Here is an 11095-nt window from a genome sequence, read left to right on the forward strand (position 1 = left end):
CCCCCGGCCGCGCCACCCCCCCCTCTGCGTTTTATTTATATTTTTCGGCGGCCCCCCCCCCCCCCCGCGCGGCGGCCCCCCCCCCCGTCGATACTGTCCTCGAGAGCTAGCGATATCGGGGGATTCACGGCCTACGCTGAGGATTATGGCCTCAGAAACCGAAGTACTCGATTCCGTACCGAAGCAGTTGTGGATCGGCGGTCCCGTCGATGCCTCCGGTGGCGGCACCTTCGCGGTGCACAACCCGGCCGACGGTGAGGTGATCGCGGAGGTTGCAGACGCCACGCCGGAGGACGCCGTGCGCGCCCTGGACGCGGCCGCGGCCGCCCAGGCGGACTGGGCGGCGACCCCGGCGCGGGAGCGGGGCGAGATCCTGCGGGCGGTGTTCGAGCGGATCACCGCTCAGGCGGAGGACTTCGCGCTGCTGATGACCCTGGAGATGGGCAAGGCGCTGCCGGAGAGCCGTAACGAGGTGCGCTACGGTGCCGAGTTCTTCCGCTGGTTCAGCGAGGAGGCCGCGCGGATCAGCGGCCGCTATCTGCACGCCCCGTCCGGCACCGGCCGGATCCTGGTGCACAAACAACCCGTCGGTCCGTGCCTGGCCATCACCCCGTGGAATTTCCCGCTCGCCATGGGCACCCGCAAGATCGGCCCCGCCCTCGCCGCGGGCTGCACCATGATCGTGAAACCGGCCTCGGCCACGCCGCTCACCATGCTGCTGCTGGCGAAACTGTGTGCCGAGGCGGGGCTGCCCGACGGGGTGCTGTCGGTGATCACTTCCCGCCGTTCCGGCGCGGTGACCCAGCCGCTGCTCGACGACCCGCGGCTGCGCAAACTCACCTTCACCGGTTCCACCGAGGTGGGCCGCTCGCTGGTCGAGAAATCGGCGCACGGTCTGCTGCGTACCTCGATGGAGCTCGGCGGGAACGCGCCGTTCGTGGTGTTCGACGACGCCGATATCGATGCCGCGGTGCAGGGTGCGATGCTGGCGAAACTGCGCAACGGCGGGGAGGCGTGTACCGCGGCGAACCGCTTTCACGTCCAGCGCGGGGTGCTGGCCGAGTTCACCGACAAATTCGTCGCGGCGATGAACGATCAGGTCCGGATGGGCCCCGGTACAGACTCCGGCACCACCCTGGGCCCGCTGATCAACGAGGAGCAGCTCACCACGGTGTCCGAGCTGGTCGACGATGCTGTTTCCGCCGGCGCCACCGTGCGCCTGGGCGGCAAGGCGCCCGGCGGGCCCGGCTGGTTCTACCCGGCGACCATCCTCACCGATATCCCCGCCGGCGCGCGGATCCTGCGCGAAGAAGTCTTCGGCCCGGTGGCCCCGATCATCGCCTTCGATACCGAGGAAGAAGGCCTGGCTGCCGCCAACGACACCGAATACGGGCTGGTCAGCTATATCTACACGCGCGACCTCGATCGTGCGCTGCGGGTCGCGGAGGGGCTGGAGAGCGGCATGGTGGGGGTGAACCGGGGCGTGATCTCCGATCCCGCCGCCCCCTTCGGCGGTGTCAAGGCCTCCGGATTCGGCCGGGAGGGCGGCACCGAGGGGATCGAGGAGTATCTGTCCACGAAGTACATCGCGATGACCTGAGCCCGACGTACGACCGCCCCGGGGCGTGGTCACCCGGGGCGGTTCGCGGGAGTGCGGCGGTCTGCGGGCCGCCGCGTATGGTTTCCGGTGGCCTACCGGCCGAGGCGGCCGCGACCGAGCCGCAGCAGCAGCATCGCCAGCGTATGGCCTTCCTGGCCGAGTTCGCTGAAGCGTTCCAGCACCTTCATCTCGCGGCTGTGCACCAGCCGGGTGCCGCCGGAAGCCATCCGGGTGCGGCCGATGACCCGGGAGATCTCGGTGCGGCGTTTGATCGCCTCCAGGATCTGCGCGTCGAGCTGGTCGATTTCCTTACGAAGCTTCTCGATCTCGGCTTCGGTCCGAGGGAGCTCCGATTCCGAGCCGGTCGTCGACCCGGTCGCCGTGGCGGGTGTGCTCATCTTTCATCTCCTCGTGTCAGAACCTGGATCGCCGTCGCACCGCTTCGCGTTACCGCTCCAGAGTTCCTTCACCGTGAAACAGACCCGGTGGGTCTGGTAGTCCCGATACCCCCTACCTGCCCCTTCCGGCCTCAGGTGCCCGGGCTGTGATCCCGCTGCGTGCCCGGCCGGAGCGGTTGTTTCACAAAAGGGCAAACCATGCTGCCAGTTTGCCACGGGTCCGATGGTCTGCAAAGTGGAGTCCTCGCACCGGTGGTGAACCCCCTCGTATGGCGGCCGGTGGTTTTTTCGTCCGAGTGTTCGATTGCGTCGGGCGGTGGCGGTAGCGTGAACACACGATGGACACGACCGCGTCAACACCTCGCTCGGATTCGCATACCTCCCGCGATCGGCTCCCCGGCGCCGGCCGTTCGGACGACCGTGCCCGGGATGCGCTGCCCCCATCGCTACCCGGCTTGGAGGAGCTGGGTACGCAGCGGCGGCCATCCGTATCCGCTTCCCCGGGAAGCCGGGAAGGCGGTCTGGCGGCTCTGCAGCGGCGGGTGCAGGCCGAGCAGGTGCAGCAGCGCGCCGATGCCGCGCAGCGCCGGTCCGCGGACGCCGCGCAGTTGCTGGAAGGGCTCAATCCGCAGCAGCGTGCCGCCGTTCTGCACACCGGGTCGCCACTGTTGATTGTGGCAGGGGCCGGGTCGGGTAAGACCGCTGTGCTCACTCGCCGGATCGCCTACCTGCTGGCCGCGCGTGGGGTCACGCCCGGCCAGGTGCTGGCCATCACCTTCACCAACAAGGCCGCGGCCGAGATGCGGGAGCGGGTGATCGAGCTGGTCGGTCCGCGGGCCGCGAGTATGTGGGTATCGACCTTCCATTCCAGCTGCGTCCGGATCCTGCGCACCCAGGCGGCGCTGTTGCCCGGACTGAACTCGAACTTCTCCATCTACGACGCCGACGATTCGCGGCGGTTGCTCACCATGATCGGCCGCGACTTCGAGCTCGATCCGAAGAAGTTCTCGCCGCGGCTGCTGGCCACCGCCATCTCGAACCTGAAGAACGAGTTGATCGGCCCGGAGAAAGCGAGTTCGGACGCCGAATTCGAGGATGCCGAACTGCCCCGGATCGTGGCCCGCGTCTACGCCGAGTACCAGCGGCGGCTGCGTGCGGCGAACGCGCTGGATTTCGACGATCTCATCGGGGAAACCGTCGGTCTGCTGCAGCAGCATCCAGAGATCGCCGAGTACTACCGCCGCCGCTTCCGGCATGTGCTGGTCGACGAATACCAGGACACCAACCACGCCCAGTACGTGCTGGTGCGTGAGCTGGTGGGGCACGGTGCCGCCGACCCGGCGGCCGCGAGCGAAGCCGCCGATACCGCGGCCGGCGCGGCGGCGGCCGGCGAATCCGAGACCGACGTCCCGGACCCACGGGCCGTACCGCCGAGTGAACTCTGCGTGGTCGGCGACGCCGACCAGTCCATCTACGCGTTCCGCGGCGCCACCATCCGCAATATCGAGGAATTCGAACGCGATTTTCCCGACGCCGAGACCATCCTGCTGGAGCAGAACTACCGCTCCACCCAGAACATCCTGACCGCCGCCAACGCGGTGATCGCCCGCAACACCAACCGCCGCGACAAGCGCCTGTGGACCGATGCCGGGGAAGGCGAGCTGATCACCGGCTATGTGGCCGACAACGAGCACGACGAGGCCGCGTTCGTCGCCCGCGAGATCGATCGGCTGGTCGACGCGGGTGAGGTGGGCTATTCCGATATCGCCGTGTTCTACCGCACCAACAACAATTCGCGTGCGCTGGAAGAGATCTTCATCCGGATGGGCCTGCCGTACAAGGTGGTCGGCGGCGTCCGGTTCTACGAGCGCAAAGAAGTCCGCGATATCGTCGCCTATCTGCGGGTCCTCGAGAATCCCGATGATGCGGTGAGCCTGCGCCGTATCCTCAACACCCCGCGCCGCGGGATCGGTGACCGCGCCGAGGCCTGTGTCGCGGTGCATGCCGAACAGCGCGGTATCGGTTTTGCCGAGGCCCTGCGCGACGCCGCCGCCGGGGAGGTGGCGCTGCTGAACACCCGCGCCCGCAATGCCATCGCGGGATTCCTCGCATTGCTCGAGCAGATCCGGGCCGCGGGCGAAATGGACGAACTCGATTTCCCCGATGTGGGCGCGGTGGTCGAGGCCGTCCTGGATCGCACCGGCTACCGGGCGGAACTCGAGGCCTCCGACGATCCGCAGGACGGCGCCCGGCTGGACAACCTCAACGAACTGGTCAGCGTGGCTCGCGAGTTCAGCTCCGAGGCACGTAATGCCGTCGAAGCGGCGCGGGCCGAGGGGCTGGTGCCGGAAGCGGGGGAAGGCGAACCCGAACCCGGGTCGCTGGCCGCGTTCCTGGAACGGGTATCGCTGGTGGCCGATACCGACCAGATACCCGACGAGGGGTCGGGCATGGTGACCATGATGACCCTGCACACCGCGAAGGGACTCGAATTCCCGGTTGTTTTCGTCACCGGTTGGGAAGACGGGCAGTTCCCGCATCTGCGGGCGCTGGGCGATCCGGCCGAACTCGCCGAGGAGCGGCGACTGGCCTACGTCGGGATCACCCGCGCCCGCCGCCGCCTGTATCTGACCCGCGCTGTTGTGCGTTCCGCCTGGGGGCAGCCGGTTTTCAATCCGGAATCCCGATTCCTGCAGGAAGTTCCGGACCACCTGATCGATTGGCAGCGGCTGGAACCGAGCCGTTCTGCCGCGCCGGCGCAATTCGGTCGCCGGCGGGCCGCGGAAGCCGACGGCGACGACTGGACCGGCGGCTGGCCACAGTCCCGCGAATCGCGGCGCGGGTTGCGCGACGAGCGGCCCGGTCGCCGGGTGGCGCGTAACAATGTCGGGCTGGTGCTGGCGGTCGGTGATCGGGTCAGCGACGACAAGTACGGGCTGGGCCGGGTGGTCGCGGCCGACGGAGCCGGCGATATGGCCAGCGTGACCATCGATTTCGGCAGTAACGGCAAGATCCGGCTGATCCCCAAGTTCAGTCAGACCCTGACCAAGCTCTGAGGCCCGGGCCGGGCGGTAGATTCCGGTCATGGAGTCTGTTGCGCAGCATCTGATGTGGTTCCTGCCGATGCTCTGGCTCGGTATGGTGCTGGCGATTTCGTTTCTGGAGGCGCCGCTGAAGTTCCGCGCGCCCGGGGTGACAACCGAACTCGGGCTGGGGATCGGCCGGCTGGTGTTCCGGGCGCTGAACACGGTGGAATCGGTGCTGGCCGCGGTGTTGCTACCGGCTGCGGTGGTGCTGGGCCCGGCGGGCGGTGTCTGGGTGTGGCTGGGGCTCGCCGTACTGATCCTGCTCGTTCAGGTCGCGGTGGTGCGCCCGCCGCTGTCGCGCCGGTCCGACCGGGTGCTCGCGGGCGAGCAACTCCCGCGGTCGACGGCACACTACTGGTACATCGGCCTGGAGGTGGCCAAGGTAGTGGCACTGATCGGCCTGGCCGTCACCGCGGCGCCCTGATCGCCGCCGGCGCCTGCCCTGAGCGGCGCGTGGGTTCACCGGTGCGCTTGTGGGGTTGCCGGGACTCGCACCGCGTGTGGGCGGTGCCGGCAGCCGATCGGGCGGGGTTGTTCCCACCAACGGCCGGGCCGGTTGTGCTCGTTGCGGCAGGGTCAGTCGTTGTTGCCGGTGAGGCTGATACCGCGGGTGGCGAGCCAGGGGATCGGGTCGATCTTGTCGCTCCCGTTGAGCCACACCTCGAAATGAACATGCGGGCCCGTGGAGAAACCGCGATTGCCCATCGTGGCGATCTGATCGCCCGCGAGCACATAGTCACCGACCGACACCGTGGTGGTATCGACATGGCCGTAGACGGTGATGGTGCCGTCGGCGTGCAGCAGCCGGACCCACATACCGAAACCCGCGGCCGGCCCGGCGTCGATGACCTCACCATCGGCCACCGCATAGATCGGGGTGCCGATCGGGGCGGCGATATCGACGCCCAGATGCTGAACACCCCAGCGGGCACCGAATCCGGACGTGAAGGATCCGGCGGCGGTGAAATGGGCGAACAGCGGCCGGTACTTGGCCTCTTCGGCCGCGGCCAGATCTTTCGCGAATTCGGCACCGTTGGCCAGCATTTCGCCGAAGCGGCTGGTATCGAGCGGAGCGCCGGCGGCGAGCATCTGCGGTGAATGCGAGTCCGCGGCAGTCGCCGGATTCTCGGTGGCCATCGACTGGGCGGCGATTTCGTGGACCGAACCCGCGGCCTCGTAGTCGGTGGCCTGCTTCGTCTTCTCCTCGCCCGGTGCGGCGGTGGCGCACTGCCCGGCCGCGACAACGGCACCGGCCGCGACCGCGACCACCGCGGCCCGGCCCTTGAGCGCGGACGGCGGAGCGGCGACCCGGTGTGCGCCGCGCGACCGGCCGGCCCGGGGTTCGTCCTCGGGTTCGGCGGGCTCGTTCGCGAGTGCCTCGGCGATCGTGGTGGGCCGGCCACGGGTGCCGGTTTCGGCACGGTCGCGCGGGGCCGGATCCTCGTCCCAGTGCTGGACTTCGGACCAGCTCTGATGGGTGTTCCAGTTCGGATCGCTGTGCCACGCGGGTTTATCGCTGCGGTTCCAGCCTTCTTCGCCGTGCCAGTCGCCACCGGACCAGTTGTCCGCCTGCGGTTCGGACCAGCCGGACTGCGGCTGGGACCAGGTACCGGGCTGGGGCTCCGGCCGAGCGGCGGGCTCCGGGCCGGGCCAAGCGGTGGTCTGCGTATCGGACCAGGCGGTGGTCTGCGGCTCCGCGGCGTTGCGGCCGAAGCCGTCGCTGCTTTCCGCCCAGCTCTGATTGGTGGCCCAGAAATCGTCGGCCGCGCTGCGCTGGGAGTCGGCCGCCGCTGAGGCCGCGGCGGTGCTCAGGGGGCGGCGACGGGACCGGCTGTCACCGGGGGCGCCGAAGGCGTTGAACGGCTGGGGCCCTTCGGCGGCCGGGGCGCCGCTGCCGCGATGCCGGCGCCGCTGACCGTTGGGCTGGGCGTTCAGGGTTCCGTGGTGGTTCATCGGCGGATCCGCATCCCTTCGGATACCCCGCCCGCCGGGGCGGCCGTTGTGCAGCACGGCGCCGGGAACTCTGGTACCGAACGGCTCTGCGACTGCGGAGCGGTGTGCTGCGTCAAGCTGCCGTCCTCTCTCAACCTGCTCGCGGGGAGCACCATCACGGAGATCTCTACTCGCGCGATTACCGGATGCCAAGCAACCACGCCCGATAACGCTCGTGATCGGGCTGTGACATCGACCGTTCGACGGTAACGAAACGATTGCGACGCGGCAAGCGGTAGGACGTTTTCAAACGTTACTGTGACATTGATCACTATTCGTTGTTGTGGTGGCTCACAACCGGAATGTGTTCGCGGTGATGCGGGACGCCGCGCCCGCGGGTCTTGGTGCCCGTATCCGCCGCACCGTCTGCGGCCGCTGTGAAAGCTACTCGCCGGTAGCCATGGCCTGCGGGTTTGACCTCCCCGCAGGTGGGCTCGTGACCTGTGCCACTTAGGATGAACGTGCCCGATCGGCCGTCCTTATGAGTGGTTAGAGTCCGAGCGACCCGCTACCGACGTCGGGCCGCCAACAAAGACGTTGTCATAGCAACGCAGACGAGACGGTGAATACATGGATCTCTTCGAATATCAGGCGAAGGAGCTCTTCGTAAAGCACGGGGTGCCTTCGTCGGAAGGCCGCGTGACCGACACTGCCGAGGACGCCCGCGCCATCGCCGCGGAAATCGGCAAACCGGTGATGATCAAATCCCAGGTGAAGGTCGGCGGCCGCGGTAAGGCCGGTGGCGTGAAGTACGCGGCCACCCCGGAGGACGCGCTGACCCACGCGAACAACATCCTCGGGCTCGACATCAAGGGACATATCACCAAGAAGATCCTGGTGGCCGAGGCGAAGGATATCGCCGAGGAGTACTACATCTCCTTCCTGCTCGATCGCGCCAACCGCACCTACCTGGCGATGTGCTCGGTCGAGGGCGGTATGGAGATCGAAGAGGTCGCCGCCACCAAACCCGACCGCCTGGCCAAGGTGCCGGTCGACGCGGTCAAGGGTGTCGATCTGGCGTTCGCCCGCTCGATCGCCGAACAGGGCCACCTGCCCGCCGAGGTACTCGACGCCGCCGCGGTGACCATCCAGAAGCTGTGGGAGGTCTTCGTCGCCGAAGACGCCACCCTGGTCGAGGTCAACCCGCTGGTGCGCACCCCGCAGGACGAGATCCTGGCGCTCGACGGCAAGGTCACCCTGGACGAGAACGCCGACTTCCGGCACGCCGACCATGCGGCGTTCGCGGACAAGGACGCGACCGATCCGCTGGAGCTCAAGGCCAAGGAGAACGACCTCAACTACGTCAAGCTCGACGGTGAGGTCGGCATCATCGGCAACGGCGCCGGCCTGGTCATGTCCACCCTGGACGTCGTCGCCTACGCCGGTGAGAAGCACAACGGTGTGAAGCCGGCCAACTTCCTCGATATCGGTGGCGGCGCCTCCGCCGAGGTGATGGCCAACGGCCTGGACGTCATCCTCAACGATGCTCAGGTGAAGAGCGTTTTCGTGAACGTCTTCGGTGGTATCACCGCGTGCGACGCCGTGGCCAACGGCATCGTGAAGGCGCTGGAGATCCTGGGCGACGAGGCGAACAAACCGCTGGTGGTCCGCCTGGACGGAAACCGGGTGGAAGAGGGTCGCAAGATCCTCGCCGAAGCCGCGCACCCGCTGGTGACGCTGGCGCAGACCATGGACGAAGGCGCCGACAAGGCCGCCGAACTCGCGGCCCGCTGAGTCGACCGCCCAGTCAAAGGACACACAGAACTATGTCTATCTTCCTCAACAAGGATTCGAAGGTCATCGTCCAGGGCATCACCGGCGGCGAGGGCACCAAGCACACCGCGCTGATGCTGAAGGCCGGTACCCAGGTCGTCGGCGGTGTGAACGCGCGTAAAGCGGGCACCACCGTCTCCCACACCGACAAGGACGGCAACGCGGTCGAACTGCCCGTGTTCGCCACCGTGGCCGAGGCCATGGAGAAGACCGGCGCCGACGTCTCCATCGCGTTCGTCCCGCCGAAGTTCTCCAAGGACGCCATCATCGAGGCCATCGACGCGGAGATCCCGCTGCTCGTGGTGATCACCGAGGGCATCCCGGTGCAGGACACCGCGTACGCGTGGGCCTACAACGTGGAGAAGGGTGCCAAGACCCGGATCATCGGCCCCAACTGCCCCGGCATCATCACCCCCGGTGAATCGCTGGTCGGCATCACCCCGGCCAACATCACCGGCAAGGGCCCGATCGGACTGGTCTCCAAGTCCGGCACCCTGACCTACCAGATGATGTACGAGCTGCGCGATTTCGGTTTCTCGACCTCCATCGGCATCGGCGGCGACCCGGTCATCGGCACCACCCATATCGACGCCATCGAAGCGTTCGAGAAGGATCCCGAGACCAAGCTGATCGTGATGATCGGCGAGATCGGCGGCGACGCCGAAGAGCGTGCCGCGGCCTACATCCAGGCCAACGTCACCAAGCCGGTCGTCGGCTACGTCGCCGGCTTCACCGCCCCCGAGGGTAAGACCATGGGCCACGCGGGTGCCATCGTCTCCGGTTCGTCGGGCACCGCCCAGGCGAAGAAGGACGCGCTGGAGGCCGCGGGCGTGAAGGTCGGCAAGACGCCGTCCGAAACCGCCGCATTGGCACGCGAGATCCTGGAGAAGGCCGCGGTCAGCGCCTGATCCGCTCGTCCGGTGAATCTCACGGAGGCCGTCCGCGTACGTCGCGGGCGGCCTCCGTGTTTCCGCCGCCACTGCCGATGGCGCGGGCCCTACCGGTTATCCACAGCTGAATCCTTCGGTGGTGACCTATCTGCGTGTGTGCAGTAGCGTTCAAAGGGCATTCAGCCGTCAAGTACGTATGACTCGACCTAGGAGATGACGACATGTCATACCCGACCGGGGGCTCCGGGTACAACGCACCCGTTCCGCCCTCCGTTCCGCCCAATCCCGGCCAGCAGCAGGCGGCCGGTGGTGCGAGTGCCGCTGGGGCCGGCGGGAAAGGACTGCCGTTCTTCCTGACCATCGGCGCGGCTGCCGTGGGCGTGCTCGCTTTCCTGCTCGGCTTCCTGCCCTATATGGGTGCCAGCAGTGATCTGGACCTGCCCGCATCGGCGGACACCAGCATGAATCTCTTCGAGTCCCAGGAAGCCACGATCGGCGGGCTGCTCCTGATCGCCGGCCTGCTCGCGGGTCTGTCGCTGCTGCCGAAGCAGAACTGGGTCGGGGTCTCGGCGGCGATCGCCACCGGCACGCTGTTCACGATCCTGTTCCAGTGGATCAACCTGCCGGAGGGTGCGGCGGCCGAGGCCGGGCTGTACCTGATCCTGTTCCTCGCGCTGGTCCAGGCCGGTCTCGCGATCGCGGTGGTGCTGTTCGATACGGGCATCCTGTCCGCGCCGGCCGCGCGTCCGGCCGCGCCGGCCGGTTTCCCGGGCGGCCAGCAGCAGAACTACGGCCAGCAGCAGTACCAGAGCCAGCAGCAGGGCTACGGCCAGCAGCAGCCGGGCTACGGTCAGCAGCAGTACAGCAGCGGCCAGCAGTCGCAGCCGGGCTACGGCCAGCAGGGCCAGCCGGGTTACGGGCAGCAGCCGGGCTACGGCCAGCAGCAGGCGCAGCAGCAGCCGGGTTACGGGCAGCAGCAGTCGCCGTATGCCGGTGGCCAGCAGCAGCAGTCGCCCTACGGTCAGCCGCAGCAGCCGGGTTACGGGCAGCCGCAGGCGCAGCAGCCGGGCCAGCAGGCCCAGCCGTTCGGCGGGGAGCAGGGTTCCGACCCGGCCGGCGACGCCACCCGCGCGTTCCGCCAGTCCGACGATCAGAAGTGATCCTCGGCGGCCCCCGGGGGGGGGGGGGCGGCGGGGCCCCCCCCGCGGGGGGGGGCGCGGGGGGGCTTGGTTGGCCTCGTGCTGCTGCTAGTGGTGTTCTGGGCGCAGGCGGCGGATCTCGCAGGTGGTGGTGATCGGGCTCGGTTGGGTGCCCTGTACCTCGGCGGTGTGCACTCCGGTTTCGTTGCGGTAGCTC

The 11095-nt window shown here is 68.1% G+C and carries 7 protein-coding genes and 1 pseudogene; 6 read left to right on the forward strand and 2 right to left on the reverse strand.

The features are described from left to right. Window positions 1-145 precede the first annotated feature (145 nt). The gene (locus QH276_RS22240; RefSeq protein ID WP_280400027.1) at window positions 146-1600 is read left to right on the forward strand and encodes an NAD-dependent succinate-semialdehyde dehydrogenase; all 1455 of its coding nucleotides are present in this window, start codon (window positions 146-148) and stop codon (window positions 1598-1600) included. A gap of 92 nt (window positions 1601-1692) precedes the next feature. Here the strand turns inward: QH276_RS22240 and QH276_RS22245 are convergent, their stop codons facing one another. Further along, window positions 1693-1998 carry a chorismate mutase gene (locus tag QH276_RS22245; RefSeq protein ID WP_280400026.1) on the reverse strand — a complete coding sequence of 102 codons (306 nt, stop codon included), beginning with the start codon at window positions 1996-1998 and terminating at the stop codon, window positions 1693-1695. A gap of 338 nt (window positions 1999-2336) precedes the next feature. Between QH276_RS22245 and pcrA the strand changes: the two genes are divergently transcribed. Together pcrA and QH276_RS22255 are read left to right on the forward strand one after the other, a co-directional pair. Beyond that, window positions 2337-5054, forward strand: coding sequence for a DNA helicase PcrA (gene pcrA, locus QH276_RS22250; RefSeq protein WP_280400025.1), 2718 nt, complete (start codon window positions 2337-2339; stop codon window positions 5052-5054). A gap of 28 nt (window positions 5055-5082) precedes the next feature. Next, window positions 5083-5508 (forward strand): hypothetical protein, encoded by a 426-nt coding sequence (locus QH276_RS22255; protein WP_280400024.1) that lies wholly within the window; start codon window positions 5083-5085, stop codon window positions 5506-5508. A 152-nt stretch (window positions 5509-5660) separates the two neighbouring features. On the opposite strand, the pseudogene QH276_RS22260 reads toward QH276_RS22255, so the two are convergent. After that, window positions 5661-6608: pseudogene (locus QH276_RS22260) on the reverse strand (M23 family metallopeptidase); the annotation flags it as partial. Window positions 6609-7646: 1038 nt separating this feature from the next. Between QH276_RS22260 and sucC the strand changes: the two are divergent. From sucC to QH276_RS22275, 3 genes are all read left to right on the forward strand, one after another. Beyond that, complete coding sequence (sucC, locus tag QH276_RS22265) at window positions 7647-8810, forward strand: ADP-forming succinate--CoA ligase subunit beta (protein ID WP_280400023.1); 1164 nt, start codon at window positions 7647-7649, stop codon at window positions 8808-8810. Between the two features lie 32 nt (window positions 8811-8842). Continuing rightward, window positions 8843-9757, forward strand: coding sequence for a succinate--CoA ligase subunit alpha (gene sucD, locus QH276_RS22270; RefSeq protein ID WP_030522361.1), 915 nt, complete (start codon window positions 8843-8845; stop codon window positions 9755-9757). 203 nt (window positions 9758-9960) lie between these two features. Continuing rightward, window positions 9961-10899 carry a DUF5336 domain-containing protein gene (locus QH276_RS22275; RefSeq protein ID WP_280400022.1) on the forward strand — a complete coding sequence of 313 codons (939 nt, stop codon included), beginning with the start codon at window positions 9961-9963 and terminating at the stop codon, window positions 10897-10899. The last annotated feature ends 196 nt before the right edge of the window (window positions 10900-11095 follow it).

This window comes from Nocardia carnea, assembly GCF_029869215.1.
Classification (GTDB): domain Bacteria; phylum Actinomycetota; class Actinomycetes; order Mycobacteriales; family Mycobacteriaceae; genus Nocardia; species Nocardia carnea_B.

What these genes read in the sequence shown, in the direction of transcription:
- QH276_RS22240 (WP_280400027.1), top strand. Translation starts at nt 146, where the DNA reads ATGGCCTCAGAAACCGAAGTACTCGATTCCGTACCGAAGCAGTTGTGG.
- QH276_RS22245 (WP_280400026.1), bottom strand. Translation starts at nt 1,998, where the DNA reads ATGAGCACACCCGCCACGGCGACCGGGTCGACGACCGGCTCGGAATCG.
- sucD (WP_030522361.1), top strand. Translation starts at nt 8,843, where the DNA reads ATGTCTATCTTCCTCAACAAGGATTCGAAGGTCATCGTCCAGGGCATC.
- QH276_RS22255 (WP_280400024.1), top strand. Translation starts at nt 5,083, where the DNA reads ATGGAGTCTGTTGCGCAGCATCTGATGTGGTTCCTGCCGATGCTCTGG.
- QH276_RS22275 (WP_280400022.1), top strand. Translation starts at nt 9,961, where the DNA reads ATGTCATACCCGACCGGGGGCTCCGGGTACAACGCACCCGTTCCGCCC.
- pcrA (WP_280400025.1), top strand. Translation starts at nt 2,337, where the DNA reads ATGGACACGACCGCGTCAACACCTCGCTCGGATTCGCATACCTCCCGC.
- sucC (WP_280400023.1), top strand. Translation starts at nt 7,647, where the DNA reads ATGGATCTCTTCGAATATCAGGCGAAGGAGCTCTTCGTAAAGCACGGG.